Annotated in this window: 24 protein-coding genes; 20 read left to right on the forward strand and 4 right to left on the reverse strand. The window is 33.4% G+C overall.

Annotated features, from left to right (window positions below; all coding sequences use genetic code 11):
- Positions 1-28: 28 nt before the first annotated feature.
- From EAH69_RS04350 to EAH69_RS04440, 19 genes are all read left to right on the forward strand, one after another.
- A complete protein-coding gene (locus EAH69_RS04350; protein WP_121933965.1) occupies positions 29-601 on the forward strand; it encodes an NADH-quinone oxidoreductase subunit B in 573 nt (190 codons plus the stop codon).
- A 14-nt stretch (positions 602-615) separates the two neighbouring features.
- Positions 616-1,152 (forward strand): NADH-quinone oxidoreductase subunit C, encoded by a 537-nt coding sequence (locus EAH69_RS04355; RefSeq protein WP_121933966.1) that lies wholly within the window; start codon positions 616-618, stop codon positions 1,150-1,152.
- A 7-nt stretch (positions 1,153-1,159) separates the two neighbouring features.
- Complete coding sequence (locus EAH69_RS04360; protein ID WP_121933967.1) at positions 1,160-2,407, forward strand: NADH-quinone oxidoreductase subunit D; 1,248 nt, start codon at positions 1,160-1,162, stop codon at positions 2,405-2,407.
- Between the two features lie 17 nt (positions 2,408-2,424).
- The gene (locus tag EAH69_RS04365) at positions 2,425-2,916 is read left to right on the forward strand and encodes an NADH-quinone oxidoreductase subunit NuoE family protein (RefSeq protein WP_121933968.1); all 492 of its coding nucleotides are present in this window, start codon (positions 2,425-2,427) and stop codon (positions 2,914-2,916) included.
- Positions 2,916-4,271: an NADH-quinone oxidoreductase subunit NuoF gene (nuoF, locus tag EAH69_RS04370; protein ID WP_121933969.1), complete on the forward strand. Its 1,356-nt coding sequence runs from the start codon at positions 2,916-2,918 to the stop codon at positions 4,269-4,271. The genes EAH69_RS04365 and nuoF overlap by 1 nt, the downstream gene beginning before the upstream one ends.
- 7 nt (positions 4,272-4,278) lie before the next feature.
- Positions 4,279-5,364, forward strand: coding sequence for a 2Fe-2S iron-sulfur cluster-binding protein (locus EAH69_RS04375; protein ID WP_121933970.1), 1,086 nt, complete (start codon positions 4,279-4,281; stop codon positions 5,362-5,364).
- Between the two features lie 26 nt (positions 5,365-5,390).
- On the forward strand, positions 5,391-6,440 hold the full coding sequence (gene nuoH / locus EAH69_RS04380; RefSeq protein ID WP_121933971.1) for an NADH-quinone oxidoreductase subunit NuoH: 1,050 nt from the start codon (positions 5,391-5,393) through the stop codon (positions 6,438-6,440).
- 19 nt (positions 6,441-6,459) lie between these two features.
- Positions 6,460-6,963 carry an NADH-quinone oxidoreductase subunit NuoI gene (gene nuoI / locus EAH69_RS04385; RefSeq protein ID WP_121933972.1) on the forward strand — a complete coding sequence of 168 codons (504 nt, stop codon included), beginning with the start codon at positions 6,460-6,462 and terminating at the stop codon, positions 6,961-6,963.
- A complete protein-coding gene (locus tag EAH69_RS04390; RefSeq protein ID WP_121933973.1) occupies positions 6,963-7,481 on the forward strand; it encodes an NADH-quinone oxidoreductase subunit J family protein in 519 nt (172 codons plus the stop codon). Before nuoI ends, EAH69_RS04390 begins: the two co-directional genes overlap by 1 nt.
- An 18-nt stretch (positions 7,482-7,499) precedes the next feature.
- Positions 7,500-7,826 (forward strand): NADH-quinone oxidoreductase subunit NuoK, encoded by a 327-nt coding sequence (gene nuoK, locus EAH69_RS04395; RefSeq protein ID WP_121933974.1) that lies wholly within the window; start codon positions 7,500-7,502, stop codon positions 7,824-7,826.
- Positions 7,827-7,830: 4 nt separating this feature from the next.
- Positions 7,831-9,720, forward strand: coding sequence for an NADH-quinone oxidoreductase subunit L (nuoL, locus tag EAH69_RS04400; protein WP_121933975.1), 1,890 nt, complete (start codon positions 7,831-7,833; stop codon positions 9,718-9,720).
- Between the two features lie 7 nt (positions 9,721-9,727).
- Positions 9,728-11,140 carry a complex I subunit 4 family protein gene (locus EAH69_RS04405; protein WP_121933976.1) on the forward strand — a complete coding sequence of 471 codons (1,413 nt, stop codon included), beginning with the start codon at positions 9,728-9,730 and terminating at the stop codon, positions 11,138-11,140.
- A 19-nt stretch (positions 11,141-11,159) separates the two neighbouring features.
- A complete protein-coding gene (locus tag EAH69_RS04410) occupies positions 11,160-12,548 on the forward strand; it encodes an NADH-quinone oxidoreductase subunit N (RefSeq protein ID WP_121934059.1) in 1,389 nt (462 codons plus the stop codon).
- A gap of 113 nt (positions 12,549-12,661) precedes the next feature.
- Positions 12,662-14,518, forward strand: a complete 1,857-nt coding sequence (locus tag EAH69_RS04415) for a M1 family metallopeptidase (RefSeq protein WP_121933977.1) — start codon at positions 12,662-12,664, stop codon at positions 14,516-14,518.
- Positions 14,518-15,291 carry a type III pantothenate kinase gene (locus EAH69_RS04420; protein ID WP_394338560.1) on the forward strand — a complete coding sequence of 258 codons (774 nt, stop codon included), beginning with the start codon at positions 14,518-14,520 and terminating at the stop codon, positions 15,289-15,291. Before EAH69_RS04415 ends, EAH69_RS04420 begins: the two co-directional genes overlap by 1 nt.
- Positions 15,291-16,334 carry an acyltransferase family protein gene (locus EAH69_RS04425; RefSeq protein ID WP_121933979.1) on the forward strand — a complete coding sequence of 348 codons (1,044 nt, stop codon included), beginning with the start codon at positions 15,291-15,293 and terminating at the stop codon, positions 16,332-16,334. The genes EAH69_RS04420 and EAH69_RS04425 overlap by 1 nt, the downstream gene beginning before the upstream one ends.
- Positions 16,335-16,446: 112 nt before the next feature.
- Positions 16,447-17,016 (forward strand): RNA polymerase sigma factor, encoded by a 570-nt coding sequence (locus EAH69_RS04430; protein ID WP_121933980.1) that lies wholly within the window; start codon positions 16,447-16,449, stop codon positions 17,014-17,016.
- Positions 17,006-17,668, forward strand: a complete 663-nt coding sequence (locus EAH69_RS04435) for a hypothetical protein (RefSeq protein WP_121933981.1) — start codon at positions 17,006-17,008, stop codon at positions 17,666-17,668. The genes EAH69_RS04430 and EAH69_RS04435 overlap by 11 nt, the downstream gene beginning before the upstream one ends.
- A gap of 27 nt (positions 17,669-17,695) precedes the next feature.
- Positions 17,696-18,736, forward strand: coding sequence for a TonB-dependent receptor (locus EAH69_RS04440; RefSeq protein WP_147439085.1), 1,041 nt, complete (start codon positions 17,696-17,698; stop codon positions 18,734-18,736).
- A 137-nt stretch (positions 18,737-18,873) separates the two neighbouring features.
- Here EAH69_RS04440 and EAH69_RS04445 read toward each other — a convergent pair whose 3' ends face one another.
- Genes EAH69_RS04445 through EAH69_RS04460 form a run of 4 tightly spaced genes read right to left on the reverse strand, consistent with a single transcriptional unit; the run spans position 18,874 to position 21,483 of the window.
- Positions 18,874-19,299: a PH domain-containing protein gene (locus EAH69_RS04445; RefSeq protein WP_121933983.1), complete on the reverse strand. Its 426-nt coding sequence runs from the start codon at positions 19,297-19,299 to the stop codon at positions 18,874-18,876.
- A gap of 60 nt (positions 19,300-19,359) precedes the next feature.
- The gene (locus EAH69_RS04450; protein WP_121933984.1) at positions 19,360-19,641 is read right to left on the reverse strand and encodes a hypothetical protein; all 282 of its coding nucleotides are present in this window, start codon (positions 19,639-19,641) and stop codon (positions 19,360-19,362) included.
- Positions 19,641-20,129, reverse strand: a complete 489-nt coding sequence (locus EAH69_RS04455) for a YkgJ family cysteine cluster protein (RefSeq protein WP_121933985.1) — start codon at positions 20,127-20,129, stop codon at positions 19,641-19,643. Before EAH69_RS04455 ends, EAH69_RS04450 begins: the two co-directional genes overlap by 1 nt.
- Before the next feature lies 1 nt (position 20,130).
- A complete protein-coding gene (locus tag EAH69_RS04460) occupies positions 20,131-21,483 on the reverse strand; it encodes a hydroxymethylglutaryl-CoA reductase, degradative (RefSeq protein ID WP_121933986.1) in 1,353 nt (450 codons plus the stop codon).
- A gap of 180 nt (positions 21,484-21,663) precedes the next feature.
- On the opposite strand from EAH69_RS04460, the gene EAH69_RS04465 reads away from it, so the two are divergent.
- Entirely contained in the window at positions 21,664-23,826 is a 2,163-nt protein-coding gene (locus EAH69_RS04465) for a S9 family peptidase (protein ID WP_121933987.1), read from the forward strand.
- Positions 23,827-23,836: the final 10 nt, after the last annotated feature.

A 23,836-nucleotide genomic window follows, 5' to 3' on the forward strand; every position in this document is an offset into this window, starting at 1 on the left:
ATTCTATTCACTTTAAAAAAATCACAAAATGATACATAATAAAAGACCTGTAACGCATAATACAAACGTAAAGATTGTAGATATGCCAGAAGGACATCAGGGCGAAGGATTTATGGCGATGCAATTATCAAAAGTAGTTGGATTGGCTCGTAAAAATTCGATTTGGCCTCTGCCTTTTGCGACAAGTTGTTGTGGTATTGAGTTTATGGCAACAATGGGATCTACATACGATTTGGCTCGTTTTGGTTCTGAGCGTTTAGCATTTACGCCTCGCCAATGTGACTTGTTAATGGTAATGGGAACAATCTCTAAAAAAATGGCTCCAGTTCTAAAACAAGTATATATTCAAATGGCAGAACCTCGTTGGGTTATTGCAGTTGGTGCTTGTGCAAGTTCGGGTGGTGTTTTCGATACATATTCAGTTTTACAAGGAATCGATGAGGTTATTCCGGTAGATGTTTATGTACCAGGTTGTCCTCCAAGACCAGAAGCAATTATCGACGGAATTATGAGAATACAAGATTTAGTAGAATCTGAAAGTGTTCGTCGTCGTAGTAGTCAAGAGTATCAAGAGTTATTAGCGAGTTACGGAATCAAATAAGAACATCAAACGAGATGGAAAATAGTTTTATCAAAGACCGTTTGGTTCAAAAATTCCAAGAACAAATCTACGGTTGGGAAGAGCAGCACGGAGCTCTTATAATCCATGCAAATAGAGAATTTAATCTAAAGATTATTCAATATTTAAAAGATGATGAACAATTGGCTTTTAATTTTTTAACAGATTTAACAGCGATTCATTATCCAAATCATCAAGACGAAGAGTTAGTCGTAACTTATCTATTATATAATATGTATAAAGGTGTACATGTTCGATTAAAATTTGCACTTCCGATTAATGATCCAAAAATCTTTACTGCTACTAAGATTTTTGAAACTGCCAATTGGTTAGAACGTGAATGTTTCGATTTCTATGGTGTTGACTTTGTTGGTCACCCGAATTTAATCCGAATCATGAATGTAGATGAAATGGATTATCATCCATTACGCAAAGAGTTTCCTTTAGAAGATCAAACACGTAAAGATAAAGACGATGAAATGTTTGGTCGTGGAGGTGATTTTAATTTCGGACATTTTAACGTAAAATCTTAATTGAACCATGGCAGATTACAAAGAAGTAAAAGAAAAAGGAGGTACTATCGAACTTCCAGATGGTTCATTAGAGAAAAGCACTATTACGCTTAACCTTGGACCAACTCACCCTTCAACACATGGGGTTTTTCAAAATATATTAGAAATCGATGGTGAAATTATCAAATCTGCAGTTCCAACTGTTGGATACATTCACCGTGCTTTCGAGAAAATTGCAGAGCGTCGTCCGTTATATCAAATTACACCATTAACAGACCGTTTAAATTATTGTTCAGCGCCATTAAACAACTTAGGTTGGCATATGACGGTGGAGAAATTTGTTGGAATTGAAATTCCAAAACGTGTTTCTTACATGCGTATCATTTTAATGGAGTTAGCTCGTATTGCCGATCATATCGTTTGTAATTCGATTATGGGTGTGGATTCTGGAGCCTTTACAGGTTTCCTTTATATGATGAAATACCGCGAATTGATTTATGAAATTTACGAAGAAATCGGAGGATCTCGTTTAACAACAAATATTGGTCGTATCGGAGGATTCGAGCGCGATTTTTCTGACGTAGCTTGGGAAAAAATTAATCGTTTTGTTACCGAATATCCAGATGTTTTACGTGAATTCGAAAATCTATTTGTTCGTAATAGAATTTTTATGGATCGTACACAAGGAGTTGGTGGTATAACAGCAGAACGTGCATTAAGCTATGGATTTACAGGTCCAAATTTACGTGCAGCTGGTGTAGATTACGATTTACGTGTAGCAAAACCATATTGCCGATACGAAGAATTTGATTTTGAGATTCCGGTTGGAACAACAGGTGATTGTTACGATCGTTTCATGGTTCGTGATCAAGAAATGTGGCAATCGTTAAGTATCATCAATCAAGCAATTGAAAAAATTAACGCATTAGAAGGTGATGAAGCAAAAGTTCATCATGCTGATGCTCCAGAATATTATTTACCACAGAAAAAGGACGTTTATACTAAAATGGAAGCGTTAATCTATCACTTCAAAATTATTATGGGAGAGGTAGAAATGCCAGTGGGCGAAATTTATAACTCAATCGAAGCAGCAAATGGAGAATTAGGTTTCTATTTAGTTTCTGATGGAGGTCGTTCACCATATCGTTTACATTTCCGTCGTCCTTGTTTCATATATTATCAAGCTTATCCTGAATTAATTACTGGTTCGATGATTTCAGATGCAATCATCACAATGAGTAGTTTAAATTTAATCGCAGGAGAACTTGATGCATAACTAAAACTACAAAGAAAATGAGTATTCAGTTTTCAGAGAAAACACAACGTAAAGTAGAAGAAATTATCGCTCGTTATCCAGAAGGAAAACAAAAGAGTGCATTACTTCCAATTTTACACGTTGCACAAGAAGAGTTTGGCGGTTGGTTAGATACGCCTCATTTAGATCATGTCGCTCAAGTTTTAAATATTTTACCAGTAGAGGTGTACGAAGTAGCATCGTTTTACACGATGTTTAATTTAAAACCTGTCGGAAAATTTGTGTTAGAAGTTTGTCAAACGGGACCTTGTATGTTACGTGGTTCGGACAAAATTATCGAGCACATTAAGACGAAGTTAGATATTAAAGAAGGCGGAACATCTGCCGATGGATTATTCACATTAAAGCCAGCAGAATGTTTAGGCGCTTGTGGATATGCGCCAATGATGCAATTAGGTAAAACTTATCGTGAGAATTTAACGATAGAGAAGGTTGATGAATTAATAGAAGAATTGAAAAAATTAGCCTAATGGGACAAAAATTACTATTGAAAAATATTGATGTTCCAGGGATTCGATATTTTAAAACTTACTTCGATAATGGTGGTTATGATAATGCGGCAAAAGCATTAAAAATGACAACCGACGAAATCTTAGAAGAAGTAAAAACTTCTGGATTACGTGGACGTGGAGGCGCTGGTTTCCCAACAGGTATGAAGTGGAGTTTCCTTGCTAAACCAGAAGGTGTTCCAAGACACTTAGTGGTTAATGCGGACGAATCGGAACCAGGAACTTTCAAAGATCGTTTCTTGATGGAATATATTCCTCATTTATTGATTGAAGGAATTTTAATTTCATCGTACTGTTTAGGTTCAAACACTTCATTTATTTATATCCGTGGAGAATATGCTTGGGTTGCTGAAATTTTAGAAGAAGCAATTGCCGAAGCAAAAGAAGCAGGTTGGTTAGGGCAAAACATCCAAGGTTCGGGTTACGATTTAGACATCGTAGTTCAACGTGGAGGTGGAGCTTACATCTGTGGTGAAGAAACTGCATTATTGGAATCGTTAGAAGGTAAACGTGGAAATCCTCGTCTTAAACCACCTTTCCCAGCCGTAAAAGGTTTATGGGGAAGACCAACAGTTGTAAATAATGTTGAAACAATTGCAGCAGTTGTTCCAATTATTGAAATAGGAGGAAAAGCTTATTCAGAAAGAGGAGTTGGTCGTTCAACAGGAACAAAATTAATTTCAGCTTGTGGGAATATTAATAAACCAGGCGTGTATGAAATTGACTTTGATTTATCAGTTGAAGAATTCATTTTCTCTGAAGAATATTGTGGCGGAATTGCTGATGGAAAACGATTAAAAGCGTGTATTCCTGGAGGAAGTTCTGTACCAGTTGTACCAGCAAACTTATTGTTAACGACTTCTGATGGATCACCTCGATTGATGAATTACGAAAGTTTATCAGAAGGTGGATTCCAAACCGGAACTATGTTAGGTTCTGGAGGATTTATTGTTTTAGATGAAGATCAAGATATTGTTTATCATACTTATACATTAGCGCGTTTCTATCGCCATGAATCATGTGGACAATGTTCGCCTTGTCGCGAAGGAACAGGTTGGATGGAAAAAATCCTAAAACGTATTCACGAAGGGCAAGGAAAATCGTCTGACATTGATTTATTATGGGATGTACAACGTAAGATTGAAGGAAATACAATTTGTCCATTAGGTGATGCAGCGGCATGGCCAGTTGCAGCAGCTATTCGTCATTTCCGTGACGAGTTCGAATGGCACATTGATAATCCTGAATGTTTAGTTCGTAATTATGGTTTAGCAGATTATGCGAAGCCAAGAGAAATAATTCAAACCACAAATTAATACGAAGATGGCAGAAGAAACTCCATTATTTAAAGTTACCATAGATGACCAAACGGTCGAAGTTCCTGCGGGGACAACGATCCTTCAGGCCGCTCGTATGCTTGGTAAAGAAATTGCTCCGCCAGCGATGTGTTACTACGAAAAATTAGAAAACACTGGTGGAAACTGTAGAACGTGTTTGGTTGAGGTTTCGAAAGGAAGCGAGGCTGATCCACGTCCGATGCCTAAGTTAGTTCCATCTTGTCGTACAACAGTGATGGACGGAATGGTTGTCGGAAATAAATCGTCTGAAAAAGCTGTTGAAGCTCGTAAAGGTATTGTTGAAATGTTGTTGATTAATCACCCGTTAGATTGCCCAGTTTGTGATCAGGCAGGTGAATGTAAATTACAAGATTTAGGATACGAACATGGTGCTGAAGCTACACGATACGAATTTGATCGTCGTACATTCCCAAAAGAAGATTTAGGTCCAAACATCGAGTTGAATATGAATCGTTGTATTCTTTGTTATCGTTGTGTAAAAACGGCAGACCAAATTACAGGTTGTCGTGAGCATGGTGTAATGTACAGAGGAGATCACGCAGAAATTTCAACTCATATCAATAAAGCATTAGACAACGAATTCATCGGAAATGTAATTGATGTTTGCCCAGTTGGCGCATTAACAGATAAGACGTTCCGTTTCAAGAATCGTGTGTGGTTTTTAAAACCAGTTGATGCACATCGCGATTGTCCTACTTGTTCTGGTAAAGCGCAGATTTGGTTCCGTGGAAACGAAGTTTTCCGTGTAACTGCTCGTAAAAATGAATGGAACGAGGTGGAAGATTGGATTTGTAACACATGTCGTTTTGATAAGAAAGATATCAACGATTGGACGTTAGAAAAACCAGCTGAAGTATCTAAATCATCTGTAATTAGACAAGGACATTATTTTGAAAATAAAATTCAACCAGAAGAAACATTCCCGAAAGTTGTTAAACGAGAGCCAAAAATCTTATTAGACATTCATTCGGTTTCTGAGGTCAATGATCCAAACAGAGATTTATCTAAAATAGATGGTCCAGCAACAAGTCAAGATTATAAAAAAGATTAATCATTCGTAAATAAAATTAACACAACATGACGGAAGAAAATATCGCTTTTGTTTTAGAAAAGTTAGCTTTAGTAGGCGTAATGATTGGTTTTTCGCTTGCAGTTGCTGCTTATTCAACTTGGGCAGAACGTAAAGTTGCTGCTTTTTTACAGGATCGTTTAGGTCCGAACCGTGCAGGTATTTTTGGTTTATTACAACCACTTGCCGATGGTTTAAAATTATTCTCGAAAGAGGAAATCACACCAAAAGATGCCAATAAATTTTTATTCATCTTAGGTCCAGCTTTGGCAATGATTGTTGCTTGTATGACAGGAGCAGTAATTCCTTGGTCAACAGCTTTTGAGATTGGAGATCGTGTAATCGTTCCACAAATCGCAGATATCAATATCGGATTCTTATACATTTTAGGTGTTTTAAGTTTAGGTGTTTATGGGATTATGATTGGAGCTTGGGCTTCGAATAACAAATATTCGTTAATGGGAGGTTTACGTGCAGCGTCACAAATTATCTCTTACGAATTACCGATGGGATTAGCGTTAATCACAATCTTAATGATGACAGGTTCATTAAAATTAAGTGATATCGTTGCTCAACAACAAGATAATTTTTGGTTTGTGATTTTACAACCAATAGGATTCTTAATCTTTTTAATCTGTTCGTTTGCCGAAACTAATCGTACACCATTCGATTTACCTGAAGCAGAGAACGAATTAATTGGAGGATACCACTCTGAGTACTCTTCGATGAAAATGGGATTCTTCTTATTTGCAGAGTACATCAACATGTTCATCAGTTCAACAATTATCGCAACAATTTATTTTGGAGGATATGATATTCCTTTTGTAAATGATGTAGCATTAGGAGAATCTATTGGTGCAAATTGGTTAGCAATTTTACACTTCTTTACATTATTCGGAAAAGCATGTTTCTTTATCTTTTTCTACATGTGGGTAAGATGGACATTGCCTCGTTTCCGTTACGATCAGTTAATGGATTTAGGTTGGAAAAAGTTATTGCCATTAGCATTAATTAATATGTTGATCACTGGACTAGTAATTTTATTAATGAACAATTAATCATCAAAACCTCAAAAAGATGGAAAGAATTACAAATAGAGCAAAACAAGTAGAACGTAAGCCAATGACTTTCTTGGAAAGTATCTACTTAGTTGCAATCGTAAAAGGATTGATGATTACGTTGAAGCACTTCTTTATGAAGAAAGCGACAATTAATTATCCAGAAGAAAAAAGACCGTTTAGTCCTGTTTTTAGAGGATTACACGTTTTAAATAGAGATGAAGAAGGTCGTGAAAACTGTACAGCTTGTGGACTCTGTGCCTTAGCTTGTCCAGCAGAAGCGATTACGATGGAAGCGGCTGAACGTTTACCTGGCGAAGAAAATAAATACCGCGAAGAGAAGTATGCAGCGAAATACGAAATCAATATGTTGAGATGTATTTTCTGTGGTTTCTGTGAAGAAGCTTGTCCAAAGGATGCAGTTTATTTATCGCAAACGGTAGCACCAGCAAGTTTTAACCGTAAAAACTTCATTTATACAAAAGAAGATTTATTAATTCCTCACCCAAAATCTGCTGAATAATGGAGATAACAGAAATTTTATTTTACGTTTTATCAGCCTTAACGGTGTTGAGTGCGTTACTAATGGTGTTCAGTAAAAGTGCTGTTCATTCTATTTTATTTTTGATTATTACATTCTTCTGCATAAGTGGACATTATATTTTATTGAATGCTCAATTTTTAGCAATCGTAAATATAATCGTGTATGCAGGAGCAATTATGGTTTTATTCCTTTTTGTTGTGATGTTGATGAATTTAAACCACGAGAAAAAGTCGTTTGGGACACCTGCTAAATTATTAGCCGCGACTTTAGTCTGTGCTTTATTTATTGCATTAACGGTAGGAATTATGTTCGGACAGAAAGAAGCAACAACGCAAGCAGTACAATTGTACGAAGGCGAGATTGGGTTAATCAATAACCTTGGTCAGTTGTTGTATTCAGAGTATGTGTTACCATTCGAATTAAGTAGTATTCTATTTATTTCTGCGATGATTGGAGCGGTAATCTTATCGAAAAAGGACGAAGAATTAGAAGGTTAATAATTAAAAAATTAAGACATGTTACCAATTAGTTATTATATAATTTTCTCATTAGTTCTTTTCGCGATAGGAATGACTGGAGTTGCGATTCGTCGTAATGCCATCATCATTTTTATGTGTATCGAATTAATGTTAAACTCAGTCAATTTATTGTTAGTAGCTTTTTCTAAAATGCACTACATGAAAAATCCTGAGTTACAAAACGGAACAGATGCGCAACTTTTAGTTTTCTTTATTATGGTTGTAGCAGCAGCAGAGGTTGCAGTAGGTTTATCTGTAATTATCTTATTGTTCCGTAAACTTTATAGTGTAGATATTAATGTATTAAATCGTTTAAAAGGATAATAGAATGGAAAGTTATTTATGGTTAATCCCGTTAATTCCATTCATTGGATTTTTAATTAACGGTTTAGGACGAAAAGTTTTATCAAATAATTTAGTAGGATTTATAGGAAGCGCAGCCGTTTTAACAAGTTTTGTTTTATCGCTTGTCGTATTCTTCAATGTACCTACAGGAGCAGATGCAGAACCAATTATTGTAAAGTATTTTGATATCATCAATTTACCATCAATCAAAATTCCATTTGCATTCCAAATTGACGGATTAACAAGTTTATTCTTGTTAATTATTACTGGAGTTGGATTCTTAATCCACTTATACAGTACAGCGTATATGAGCGAAGACAAAGGATTCGGTAAATTCTTTGCTTACTTAAACTTGTTCATCTTCTTTATGTTGTTATTAGTAATGGGGAATAACTTCTTCATTATGTTTATCGGTTGGGAAGGTGTAGGTTTATGTTCATTCTTATTGATTGGATTCTGGTACACCAATCCAGATTATGTAAAAGCAGCTAAGAAAGCATTCATCATGAACCGTATTGGTGATGTTGGATTCTTATTAGCTATGTTTTGGATTTTTAACGAATTTGGAACATTAGAATACGAAGTTGTTTTTGCTCAATTATCAGATTCAACGAAAGCAATCGCTTCTGGAATAATCGTAGGAATCACGTTATTGTTATTCTTAGCAGCAACAGGAAAATCAGCACAGTTACCTTTATTTACTTGGTTACCAGATGCGATGGCTGGACCAACACCAGTTTCAGCATTAATCCATGCAGCTACAATGGTAACAGCAGGTATTTTTATGATTACACGTTGTAATGAATTATTCCAAATGGCTCCATTTACATTAGAAGTAATTCAGTATGTAGGAATCATCACAGCTTTCATCACAGCAACAATTGCAATGCAACAAAACGATATCAAGAAAGTGTTAGCTTATTCAACAGTTTCTCAGTTAGGTTTAATGTTCGCAGCAATCGGATCTGGAGCTTATATCGCAGCAGTTTTCCACGTAATGACGCACGCTTTCTTCAAAGCTTTATTATTCTTAGGAGCAGGTTCTGTGATTCATGGAATGCACCACGAACAAGATATGACGAAGATGGGTGGATTGAAAAAATATATGCCAATTACACATTTAACCATGTTAATTGGATGTTTAGCAATTTCCGGAATTCCTGGTTTATCAGGTTTCTTCTCGAAAGACGAAATGTTATTAGGAATGTTCATTTCTAATCCAATTATCTACGGAATCGGATTTGTTGTTTCAGTTATGACAGCTTTCTATATGTTCCGTTTATATGCAATGACGTTCTTAGGAGATTTAAGAGACAAAGAAGCTCATCCACACGAAAGTCCAGCACCAATGACAATTCCATTAATCATCTTAGCAGTTTTATCTGTTTTTGCAGGTTACATCGGAATTCCAGCTTTATTTATGCAAGATGGACATAAATTACAAACCTTTTTAAGTGGAGTTGTTAATCTAGGTGAAGCGCATCACATTTCTCATTCGACTGAATGGATTATGATGATTGCTTTATTTGCTTGTGTTATCGGAGCGATTTTCTTCGCAATCAAAAAATACAGCGGAGCAACAGACGGAGAACCAACAGGAATTGCAAAATTCTTTGCGAATAAATGGTATATCGATGAGGTATATGATGGAGCAATTGTGAAACCAATCGTAGAAATTGGTGATGTTTTAAAGAAATATGTAGAGAATGCTGGTATTGCTGCATTGGTTGGAGGAATCGGAATTTTCTCTGCTCGTGCTTCAGAACGTGTTCGCTCTTTACAAAACGGAAATGTTGGTTTCTATATTCTAATGATTATCGTTGGAGTAACGTTAGGAATCGGGATATTTTTCATTGATTATTTTATAAAATAGATTCAAAATGCTTTTACCTTTATTTATCATATTACCATTAATAGTCGGTATTTTCATGCTATTAATGAATAACCAAAAACCACAAAAGTGGTTTGGGGCAGTTGTAAGTAGCATTTTAGTTGGTTTATTTTTCTATTTGACATGTGGTCAAAAAGAAATGTCGTACCAAATAGATTGGTTTTCATTCAACGGAATTAAAACATTTTTTGCTTTAGACGGAACAGGTTTAGGCGGATTAATGTTATTATTAGCCAATTTAGTTTATGCTGGTTTATTTATTTACATCGGATCATCAGATCAAAAATATTCTAACAGTTTTTACGGTTTACTATTAATCGCATTAGCTGGTTTAAATGGAGTTTTCTTAGCGCAAGATTTAATCTTATTCTATTTCTTTTGGGAAATCGTCTTGATTCCTATTTACTTCTTAATTGGAGTTTGGGGAAAAGGTGAAGAAAAAATCCAAGCGAATATGACATTCTTCCTTTACACAATTTTTGGATCGATGTTTATGTTAGCAGGAATTATTTACATTGGTTTTAATCTGAAACCGATTTCATTCTTACTTTCAGATGTACAGCAAGTAACAACAGAATATTTCTCGACTAATACATTCTTAGGATTATTATTCTTGATTGCTTTTGTAATTAAAATTCCAATTTTCCCGTTCCATACATGGCAACCAACAGCCTACAAAACATCGCCAACTCCAGTAACTGTAGTATTAAGTGCGTTGATGGCAAAAATGGGATTATTTGCAATTGTACAATGGTTCTTGGGATTATTTCCCGCGATTTCAGAATTATTCGATTACTTTTTATACATCGCAGTTTTCGGATTAATCTATGCTTCATTAATTGCATTAAGCACAACTAATATCAAGAAAATTGTTGCTTATAGTTCTATTGCTCACTTGGCGTTAATTTTTGTTGCTTTATTTACAAGAAACGAAATCGGAACAGAAGGAGCTTATTTCCAAATGTTCTCTCACGGTTTAGTAGTTTTAGGATTATGGTTAATCGTTGATGTTTTAGAACGTGAATACAAAGTAACAGACATCAATTCGATCAAAGGATTAGCAACTGTAAATCCAACATTAGCAATCTTATTTATGGTTTTTGCTTTAGCAAATATGGCTTTACCATTAACAAGTTCTTTTATTGGCGAGTTTATGATGTTGAATGCCTTATTCATCTATAATCCAGTATTAGCAGTATTTGCATGTTTAGGAGTTATCTTATCTGCAGTTTATACGCTTAGATTAGGAGGAGCAATCCTTTTTGGAGAAGTTACGAATATCGACTTAAACTACCGTTCGAAAGATACTTCGGGAGTAACTATAATTATCGCTCTTGTAGCATTATTAGTTATTTTCTTAGGTATTTATCCAACTCCAGTTTTTGAAATTATCGCACGTTAAACATTTTGAATTAAACAGTATGAATACGATTATAATCTCAGCACTTTCAGGAATCATCTTAATGTTTAGTGGTTTCTACATCAAAAACAGTCGTGCGTTAACTTTCTTATCCGTCTTAATGTTTATCGCAATCATTGTAGGAGGAGTTTTCGAATTAAACGGATGTAAAATGTTAGATGGTAGATTCCCAAATATGATTGGTGAATCTCTGTATGGTGTTTCGTTTTTAATTGCGTTAGCAAGTTTAGGAGTTTTCTATTTATTGATGAATAAAGATCAATTCGGGAAAGTCGGAAACCACGTGGCCGAATATTTTGCATTAATATTCTTCTCGTTTTGTGGTATTGCAGTTTTAGCGCAATTCAATAATTTAGTTTTAATGTTTTTAGGAATCGAATTAATGTCAATTCCGATGTACATTATTGCTGGAACAAATAAAGAAAGCATGAAAAGTACAGAAGCTTCTGTCAAATACTTTTTAATGGGTGCTTTCTCTACAGGAATCTTATTATTAGGAATCACATTCTTATACGGTGCAACTGGAACTTTCTTGGTTGAAAACTTAGATAAATTTGATCCTAATTTTGAAATGATTTATTACTTAGGTTGGATTTTCATCATCTTCTCATTTTGTTTTAAAGTGGGTGCGGCACCATTTCATATGTGGACGCCAGATGTATATGCAGGTACGCCTACAGTATTTACATCATACATGTCTACAGTAATTAAAGGAGGTTCATTTTTAGGATTTATCTTAATCATGCAACATTTTCCTGCCGATATAGAATATAGTGGTTATCTAAGAGTACTATTAAGTGCTATCATTTTATTAACATTAGTACTTGGAAATTTTGGAGCATTAACTCAAAAATCAGTGAAGAAAATGATGGCTTATTCATCAATCGCTCAAGCTGGATTTATGTTATTTGTTTTATTCCAAATCAATTCTGTATCAAAAGAAGCTTTATTGTTCTACACGATAGTTTATTCGGTAGCTAACTTTATTATTTTCTATACGATTCAGCAAACTCAAGCTGAAAAATATGATGATTTTGTAGGATTAGGAAAATCAAATCCGACATTAGCAGCAGCCACATCTGTAGCCTTAATTTCGTTAGCTGGTATTCCATTAACAGGTGGTTTCATTGCAAAATTTATGGCTTTAAGTATAGGAGGTTCCATTTCAGAAAACTTAATCATCATTGTTATTGCTTTAGTAATGGCAGTATTATCAATGTACTACTATTTTAAAGTAATTGTACAGATGTATTTCCGTTATGGGAATTCAACAATAAAATCTCAAGACGGATTAACAACAGCATTGTTAGTTATAGGAGTGATTGTCTTAATTGTGATGGGAATTTTTCCTGGCATTTTACCATCATTCTTACCAACTCCAATGTGGTAAAAACTGAAAAACACTAAATTCTCACCTATAAAGTGAAAAAGCTCGGTTGAATCGAAAGAGGAAATCGGGCTTTTTTTGTATGTTTGAAATACTAAAGTTTATATAAAGTTAACATGAAGAAATTTGCACTACTGCTGTGTGTATTCTTAGTTCAGTTCGTATTTGGACAAAGAAAAGGATATTGGCAACAAAAGGTAGATTACAAAATGACGATTGATGTAAAAGACGATTTATATCAATACGACGGAAAAATGAAGTTGAAATACACTAATAATTCAGGTCAAAACTTGAATAAAGTGTACTTTCATTTATACTTCAACGCATTCCAACCACAATCGATGATGGATTATCGTTTAGCAAATATCGCTGATCCTGATAAGCGTATGGTTTCAAACATTGGAACAAAAGAAAATCCGAAGATGCAATCACGTATTGCTACTTTGAGTGAAGATAATATGGGTTACCAAAAAATTAAATCTTTAACTCAGAACGGAAAAGCTACTTCTTACAAAGTTGACGGAACAATCTTAGAGGTAACATTAGCTAATCCAATCAAGCCAGGAAAATCAACAACATTTGATATGGTTTGGGAAGCTCAAGTTCCAGAACAAATTCGTCGTTCAGGACGTAACTCAAAAGAAGGAGTTGCATATTCGATGACACAATGGTATCCAAAAATGGCTCAGTTTGATGAGTTCGGATGGCATTTAGATGAATATGTTGGTCGTGAGTTTATTGCACCTTTCGGAAATTTTGATGTAACAATTAACATCGGAAAAGATTACGTAATCGGAGCTTCTGGAGTTTTACAAAACGCGAAAGAAGTAAAAGGATACGATAAAAATGCGAAAATTGTTGAGAAAAACGGACGTGCTTCTTGGAATTTTAAAGCAAATAATATTCACGATTTTGCTTGGGCAGCCGACAAAAACTTTGTGGTAGACGAAGGAACATCAAAAGCTGGAGTTAAAGTTTATTTAGTTTACATTCCTGGTGAAAAAACAACGAAAGTTTGGAAAGAGGCAATGCCTTACACAACTGAGTTTTTTGATTATGCAGCAAACAAATTCGGAGCATATCCTTGGCCAACTTATACAGTAGTACAAGGTGGTGACGGTGGTATGGAATACGGAACAGTTACGTTAATCACAGGAGAAAGAAGTTTATCTTCTTTAGTTGGGGTTATTTACCACGAAGCAGCGCACTCTTGGTATCAACATTTATTCGGAATTAACGAAACAGTTGACGAATGGTTCGATGAAGGATTTACATCTTATGTAGAAAATTTAGCATCTTTACAAGTATTCGAAAAACAAGCGACTTTACCTTCAAACCCAAATTTAGGAGCTTACAAAGGTTACGTTAATTTAGCATTATCAGGGAAAGAAGAACCAGCAAGTTTATTAGCAGATTATTATAATACAAACTACGCTTATTCTTTAGAGGCTTACTACAAAGGACAAGTTTTAGCAATCCAATTAGGATACATTATCGGAAACGAAAATTTAGATAAAACTTTCCAAGAATTTTACAAACAATGGAAGTTTAAACACCCAACGCCAAACGATTTTAAGCGTGTAGCAGAGGAAGTTTCTGGAGTGAATTTAAAATGGTATTTCAACTTATTCATCAATACAACTCGTAAGATCGATTATGCAATTGAAAATGTTCAAGGAAATGCTTTCTCTGTTGTAAATAAATCAGATTTTGCAATGCCATTAGATGTTTTAGTTGAATATACAGACGGAACTAAAGAGTTATTCTATATTCCATTACGAGAAATGCGTGGAGAAAAACCAGCAGAAAACTTAGTAGAATACCAAGGAGTTAAACGCACAGTTTTAACAGATGCTTTCTGGACAAATCCAGTTTATGAAGTAAAAACTTCTAAAACAGTTAAAACTATTGTAATAGATCCTACTAAGCGTTTAGCGGACGTAGATTACAAAAATAACGTATACAACAAATAATGTTATTAGCAGTAAATATCGGCAATTCGAATATTCGTTTTGCCGTTTTTAAATCAGACGATTCAGTAGTTACATGGACGATAAATTCTAAACCAGCGCGTACAGAATATGAATTCTTTGCAAAGTTTAGTAATATGTACGAACCATTCGGGATCAACAAAGATGATATTACAGATATTGTAATTGGTTCGGTTGTTCCACCTTTAACAATGAATGTTAAAATAGCAATGAAGAAAATTCATGGTTTCAATCCAATGATTGTAGATCGTGATACGCCAGGAGGAATCGTGCAGTATTCGAAACAAATGGGAACCGATTTGTATGCAAATGCAGTTTCGGCACATCATTTAGGTTACGAAGGAAAGAAGATTGTCATAGATTTCGGAACGGCTTTAACATTCTTAGCGATTGATGAGGTAGGAGAAGTGACAGGTGTAATTATTGCGCCTGGAATTAATACAGCTTTAAACTCGTTGGTCGGTGAAACTGCTCAGTTACCAGAAATCGAATTGAAAGCACCAAAAACAGTTTTAGGTCGTGATACGGTTACTTGTATGCAATCGGGAATGGTGTTCGGTTATATTTCGATGGTTGAGGGTATGATTGATCGAATCAATAAAGAATTAAATGAAGATTGTACTGTAATTTCAACTGGTGGTTTAGGTGGGATTTATAAACCATTGACGGATAAAATCCAGTTTGATGATCGTTTACATACAATCAAGGGATTAAAAATTCTTTATGAATTGAATAAAGATTCTTTCGAAAAGTAATGAAAAAGATCTTACCAAACTTAACACCTTTAAGATTCTTTCTAGCGCTATTTGTTTTACTTTTTCATTTGCCAGAATTTGCAGAAAATAGAGGTTTTCCTTTTTATAAAGGTTTGCCATTATTTTTTAAAGGAACAGAAGCTGTTTATGTTTTTTTTACTTTAAGTGGTTTTTTGATAATTCGGAATTTAATTTCAGAAAAAAAGAAAACGAATACGATAAATCTGCGCAAATTTTATAATAATAGAGTTGTCAGAATTTTTCCTTTGTATTATCTCGTTTTAATATTTGGATTTATTTATTACAACTTTATTTTACAGTTTTTTGGGTTTGATTACGAGAGTTCATATAATCTTATAAATGGTTTTTTGTTAGGTGTATTTTTCTTCCCTAATGTTTTAGCAACATATCAGCCAGGTGGAATTTTAGAAGTTTTATGGTCTATAGGAATTGAAGAACAATTTTATCTTTTGATTGCTCCATTATTTTTCATGATTAAAACGAAATATATTTTTCGGTTTCTGATTCTATTTACAGGACTATATTTTTTGATCTTTCATTTAGATGTTATTGATTTATTAGCTAAATATAAAATGTATTTTTATTACTTTTCTGCGGGAGGAATTTTAGCTTATTGTTCATTAATAAAAGCTCCAAGAATAATATATCACTTAAGGTATTTATCATTTTTATTGTTCATTTTAATCTTTTTTACGAATATATTTTCGGATAATCTAGATTCGTATTTATTGCATTTACTTTACACCATTGTTTTCTCTACAACTATTTATTGTTTATCTAAAAAACCTATAAAATGTTTAGATAATCCAATTTTTAATTATTTAGGAAACGTATCTTATGGTATATATATGTATCACGCGATAGTTTTTCAAATTGTCGGATTTGTATTTTTAAAACTTACATTTTTAAATGAAATCTTATTTATATTCTTATTTTATTTTTCAGTAATAGGATTAACAATTATAATTTCAATTCTCTCTTATAAATATTTTGAGAGTTATTTTTTAAGATTAAAACATTAATAAAAAAATCGTTCAATTGAACGATTTTTTTATTTTTAAATATATTTCATTATTAAGTGTAACCTTTTTTAGAAAGCTGCATCTTATTATTAAAGCAACCATAATTACACACATGAGTTTATTTATCAGAACCAAAAAATCAGCTGAAGATCTCTTAGTCGAAAGACTAAAAAAAGGAGAGCAAAAAGCACAGCGAGAGATTTACGATCTATCGGCAAAAAAGATGCTATCGGTTTGTAGAAGTTACATTGCAGATTCGCATTATGCAGAAGATTGTATGATTAATGGATTCTGTAAAGTATTTAATCATATTAATAAATTCGAGAGTAAAGGAAGCTTTGAAGGATGGATAAGACGAATTATGGTGAATGAATGTTTAACGTTTCTTCGATCTAACAAAACATTGATTTATTTGGACGATACAAAAGTTACAAATTACGATGATATTGATGACGAATTAGAAGAATTAGAATTCACGTTTAATGTTGAAGAAATGTTGCAACAATTACCAGAAACATATCGATTGGTTTTTAATCTTCATATTTTGGAAGATTATTCGCATCAAGAAATTGCCGAAGCTTTAAACATTTCGGTTTCGTCTAGTAAGACGCAATTGTTTCGAGCAAAAGCCAAACTAAAAGAAATCATCCTAACTAAAAAAAGAGTTCAAAATGAAATTTAAAGAATACATACAATCCGAAGTTAATCAAAAGGAAGTCGAGCCATCGCACGATGCTTTCGATCGTATTCAAGCTCGATTAAATAATCAACCTGAAATTGTAGTTGAAAAATCTTCGACTAAAAAATGGTATGCTATTGCTGCAACAATTGTTGGTTTAGCAGTTTGTACAACTTTATTTTTCACTCAAAATAAAACTCAGAATACTGAAATTGTTTCAACAGAAGTGGAAACTAAAAATGATGCAATTACTTCTAAAGAATCGATAGAAGATCAATCTAAAATTGAAATAGAAAATGAAGTTCAGTTGGTAGAAAAATCAACTTCAAAGGAAAAAGAAGATATTAAAGTTGAACCTTTAAAATCTGAAAATTCAGAAGCTCAATTAGAAATAGCTGTTCAATCGACTAAGGAAATAGAACAAGAAAAACCAAAAGTTTCAAATCCTATTCCAACTCCAAGTTTGGCGAATGGTTTTAAACAAAATCAAACTCAAATTGCAACGAATTTAGATACAGTGAAAGTGAATTCGAAGAAGAAAGGAAATTACGTAGATCCTAACATGTTATTGTATTCTATAGAGAATAAAGAATCTTTGAAAGAATCGAATAACCAGAAATCTAAAGTCGCAGTTATAGATCTGAACAAAAAATAATCATCATCCATTAATAAAATACTACATATGATAAAGAGAATTATCGTAGCAGGAATGCTGTGTCTTTTCGCTACACCAACTTTCGCTCAAAGCATCGGAATTGATTTCAATAAAATGGGCGATCAAGATAAAGTAAGTCCAAAAGTTCGTGAGAAAATGGACGAATTTCAATTGCAAATTCGTGGAATTGTCAACGAAGAGAAAGCAAAGCTTGATGAATCAATTCAAAAATTAGATAAAGATGTAGCTGAAGGTAAAATTACTAAAGAAGAGGCAGAAGAAACGAAAGTTCAACTGGCTGAAGCTTCATCGGAAATTATCAATGAAAGGATCCAAAAAGTTAACTTTGATTTGGATGATTTGATTAAAAAACAAGTTGCTTTTGCGATTCTGAACGGAAACGATGCGGATGCAGTTCCAACATTAGAAGATTTAAAAAAGAAACATCGTGCAACGCATAATTTAACTGGATACATTGGTTATGGATTTATGGGATTCTCTGATAAAACAGATGATAATTTAGATGATCGTTTAGGATTTGCAAATAATTTTGAACTAGGATTAACGTATACAAAGCAATTTAATGCAGCTAGTCCGTGGTCCTTAAAATCGGGAATGATTTTTTCTTGGCGTACGACTCGTTTAGATGATGATTATAAATTTGTAAGAGATACGAACGGAAATACAACATTAGCGCACAGTGAAACATCTTTAGATAAAAGTAAATTAAGAGGTTCTTATTTGATTGTTCCTTTAGGTTTGCAATATACTTTTGGAAACAAAGTAACAGTTGATGATTTTACATATTACAAAGAGAAAGATTTGGCGATTACTGCAAATGTGTATGGAGGTGTGAAGTTATCGAACAATAACATTGTAAAAGGGGATGATATTAGCCAAAGAGACAAAAAAGATTATAATTTAAATCCTTTTGTTTACGGTGCTCAATTAACATTTAAGATAAATTCTGTTAATATTTACGCACGTAAAGAGTTCTCGAACTATTTTGATAAAAATACATTTGATGACCGTAAGATGTTTCAATTCGGAATCAATTTTGGATTCTAATCGTCATTTTGAACTCGTTTCAACATCTCATCAATTAATGATGTGATCCTGAAATAAATTCAGGATGACTATAATGATTTGTCATTCTAAGCTTTTCGAAGAATCTAATTTTATAACATTAAAAAACGCGAAGCTTTTTAGTTTCGCGTTTTTTGTAGGTAAATGATATTGGGATTTATTTGTTGTAATTCTTGAATGAATTTCTCTAAATCTTTAGGTGAAATCAGGACAGAATCATAAGTATTATATAAGATTTCGATTCGATGAATTGATAATGCAGGAGAACTTATTAAGCTTTTAGATGATTTAATTTCTTTTATCTTCTCAATTTCAATTTTTTTATGAAATATAAAACCAGATTGAACCACTAATTTTTTTGAATTGGAGTCAATGGTATATATGGTCGAAAATAGTAAGTAAGTTATGAAAATGAATAATACCCCAATGACGATTGTTCCAACAAGATTAAATTCTTTATAGACAAAATAAAATAAAGAGATAAATGGGATATAAGCGATAAGAATAAGATCAATTCCAATTTTAGAGGAATATTTTGTGGTCATAATACATTTATTTTCTATAAAGATAAAAAACGCTACCCAATTTGGATAGCGTTTTTTGTTTTATTTCTGTCTAATCGTCATTAATAAATGCTGAATTACAACAACTAATCCAACTGATATTAGGAATGTAATTCCGGTCTGAAAAGCCAAACTAGGATTTGCACCTTCCATTTTCATAAATAGTATGTAAGCAATTGCAGTTCCTGCTAGCTGCATGGTTGCACTTCTAATTCCGACTTTATTAATAGACCAACGATCTTTTGCCAAGAATCCAAAAATCAATTGATGAATTGTTGGAATCAAAAGACAAAAAAACGCGATTAATGTGTATGTTAAAACCATTACAATTTTATTTCTTTTTGCATTTGTTCAACCACTTCGTAAGTTGCCGGACAAATTAATGTATTCTTAATTGTGAGATGATTGATTTGATAAAACTTTTTGCGATCCGTATGTGGATATTCGCGACAAGCTTTTGGACGATCTTCGTAAACTAAACAATAATTATCCGAATCTAAAAAAGGACAAGGTGTTTGTTGTAAAACGTAATCGTTATCTTCATCAATACGCAGATATTTCTCTATAAATTGACTTGGTTTCAAACGAAATACATGCGCCAAACGTTCAATATCTTTATTTGTAAATAAAGGGCCAGTTGTTTTGCAACAATTCGCACACGATAGACAATCGATACGATCGAAAACTTCTTCGTGAATTCCCTCCATTTGCTGGTCTAAATTTTTAGGTGGTTTTTTCTTCAGCTTCGCTAAAAACGCTTTATGTTCTTTTTGTTTTTCGCGCGCTTTTTTGAAATATTCTTCTAAATTCAACCTAGTCTTTTTTAATTTCTTCTACAGATTTTACACCTCTTAATTTACAGAACTCTTCAATAACAAAATGGTGAGTAACCGTTTTATCTTTAAAGAAGTTTACAAAATATTTCTTCTCATCTTCTGTCGCTTCTAATTGATTCAAGATATTCATTAAGTGCATTTTCATGTGACCTTTCTGAATTCCTGTTGTAACTAAAGAACGTAAAGCTGCAAAATTCTGAGCTAAACCTGCAACTGCGACAATTCCCATCAATTCGCCAGCAGAAGGTTTTCCTAAAATTCCTAACGCTAATTTTACGATTGGGTGTAAAGAAGTTAAACCTCCAATTGTACCTAATGCAGTTGGTAAATCAATCCAAAAACGGAAAATTCCATCTTTTACTTCGCAATGTGTCAAAGAAGAATATTGTCCATCTTTTGCCGCGTAACTATGTGCACAAGCTTCAACTGCACGGAAATCGTTTCCAGTTGCGATTACAACCGAATCAATTCCGTTCATAATTCCTTTGTTATGCGTCGTTGCACGATATGGTTCGATTTCAGCAATACGAACTGCGCGAGAGAATTTCTCTACAAATTCTTCAGCTGAAACATTTCCTTCCGCTAATTGTTCAACCGGACAAGAAACTTCAGCTCTAACAATACAATCTGGAGTAAAGTTAGATAAGATACACATTACAATTTGTAAAGAGTCTTTTTCTTCAGTACTGAAAGTTGCATCAGCATCAATTTCATTTTTTAAAGTTTTAGCAAATTGCTCTAAACAAGAATTGATAAAGTTTGCACCCATCGAATCTACTGTTTCAAAAGATCCTTTGATTTGGAAGTAATTTTCTAAATCGGCAGTTTTATCAATTAATTCAAGATTTAAAATACCACCATTACGCGCACGCATGTTTTTTGTGATATCGTTAGTTTCTTCAATTAATTTCGCTTTGATTGTAGCTTCAAATGCATTTCTTAGTTTCTCAACATCACCTTCGTACATAAAATGAACGTGACCTAATTTAGTTGTTGAAATAACTGTTGTTTTAAATCCTCCACGATCTAACCAAAACTTAGCAGCTTTAGAAGCAGCAGCAACAACAGAAGATTCTTCAACCGCCATAGGGATTGTGTATAATTCGTCGTTAATTAAAAAGTTTGGCGCCAGACCAAATGGCATATAGAAATTTGAAATTGTATTTTCAGAGAATTCATCGTGCAGTTTTTGTAAATCTGCATCGTCGTTCCAATATTGTTTTAAAGTTTGGATGGCTTTTTCATCACCATTAAGGTATTCATTAACTAACCATTCAATTTTTCCTTCTTTCGATAATTTCGAAAATCCTTCAACGGGTTGATGTTTCATATTGGAGATTAAAGTTTATTTATTGCAAAATTAATAAGGTTTCATATATAAAGGTGTATAAAAATTCCTAAAAAGCCTATTTATTTAACATTGAATTGAGCTCTACCTAATGATTTACCATTTATAAGGAAGTTTTTTTATTATATTTGATAGTTTATACACATGTTTTAGGATAAGATTATGAAAAAGACTTTATTAAGTTTTCTGGTTTGTACAGTAAGTATGTATACTTATGCGCAGAAAATTACTTTAGAGAATATTTATGGAGGAAAATACGGTGAGCGATCTTTACGCGGCGTAAACTCTATGAATGATGGTGAAAATTATACGATACTTAATGAACAAGGATTGGTGAAAAAAACATACCAATCAACATTAAATAAATCGATAGATAAAGATGTAGTTTTAGTTCCTGGTCGTTTTGAAGGATATGAGTTTTCGTCGGACGAGCGTTATGTATTATTACAAAACAACACCAATAGTATTTATCGTCACTCGCATACCGCAACGTTTGAAGTGTACGATACACAAACAAAATCTAAAGTAAAAGTATTTGATGGGAAACCAATTCAAGAACCTTTATTTTCTCCAGATGCTTCAAAAGTAGCTTTTGCTTTCGAGAACAATTTATATATCCAAGACTTAAAATCAAATCAAGTTACACAAGTAACAAAAGATGGGAAGAAAAACGAAATCATCAACGGAATTTGTGATTGGGTTTATGAAGAAGAATTTGGATTTGTTCGTCACTTTGATTGGAATGCAGACGGATCAGCTTTAGCTTTTGTTCGTTTTGATGAATCTAAAGTAAAAGAAATCAATATTCCGATTTACTACAATAATTTATATCCAGAAGAATTACGTTTTAAATATCCTAAAGCAGGTGAAGATAATTCTGAAGTAACTTTAAATGTTTTTGATGTAAAAACTAAATCGACAAATAAAGTAGATTTAAGTGGAGTTCAGAATTATTACATTCCGAAAATCAAATTCTCTAATAAATCGAATTTATTAACAGTTATCACATCAAATCGTCATCACAATAATGTAGATGTTTCTTTTTACGATATCAATTCAAAAAAAGTAAACAAGTTATTTACTGAAACGAATAAAGCGTGGATAGAAACAGATAGTTTTACATTAGAATTCTTAAACGATAATTCGTTTTTATGGACTTCTGAACGTGACGGAAATAACCACATTTACCATTATGCTGAAAATGGAAAATTAATTCGTCAAATTACAAAAGGAGATTGGGAGGTTACAAGATATTACGGATATAATCCAGTGAACAAAACAATCTACATTCAATCGAATTCGAATAATGGAAAACGAGTTTCGACAGAACGTCAAATTTCGGCAATTTCATTAGACGGAAAAAAATCAAATCAGTTAACTAAACATGCTGGAACTAACAATGCAGCATTTTCTAAAAACTTTACTTATTTCATCAATACGTTTTCGAATATCGAAACGCCACGAACAATTAGTTTGGTTGATGCAAAATCTGGCAAAGATTTAGGTGTGATTATTAACAACGAGCAAACAAAAGAACGTGTAAAAGCAGATAATATCGGGACGAAAGAATTATTCACGATTACAACTGCTGCAGGAAACGAATTGAATGCCTATGTAATCAAACCAAAAGATTTTGATCCGACTAAAAAGTACCCAGTTTTAATGTACCAATATTCTGGTCCAGGTTCTCAAAATGTAAATAACACATGGCAATCTACAAACGATTATTGGCACCAAATGTTAGCACAAGAAGGATATTTAGTTTTCTGTGTTGATGGTCGTGGAACAGGTTACAAAGGAGAAGCGTTTAAGAAAACTACGTATATGCAATTAGGTAAATACGAAGTTGAAGATCAGATAGCTGCTGCTATCGAAATCGGAAAATTACCTTACGTTGACGCTGCCCGAATCGGAATTTGGGGATGGTCTTTTGGTGGTTATATGTCGTCAAATGCTCTGTTTAAAGGAAATGATGTGTTTAAAGCTGCAATTGCAGTGGCACCAGTAACAAATTGGCGTTTTTACGATACGGTTTATACAGAACGTTTCATGAGAACTCCACAAGAAAATGCTTCTGGATATGATGATAATTCGCCAATTAATCACGTTGATAAATTCAATAAAGGAAGTTTCTTATTGGTTCACGGAACGGCAGACGATAATGTACATGCACAAAATGCGTACGAATTATCTGAAGCTTTAATCCAAGCGAACAAAGATTTCCAAATGTTGTATTACACAGATAAAGATCACGGAATTTACGGAGGTAACACACGAGTGCATTTATACCGTCAGATGACGAAATTCTTAAAAGATAATTTATAAAAAAATTACA

The organism is Faecalibacter macacae (genome assembly GCF_003687725.1).
In the GTDB taxonomy this organism is placed as follows: Bacteria; Bacteroidota; Bacteroidia; order Flavobacteriales; family Weeksellaceae; genus Empedobacter; species Empedobacter macacae.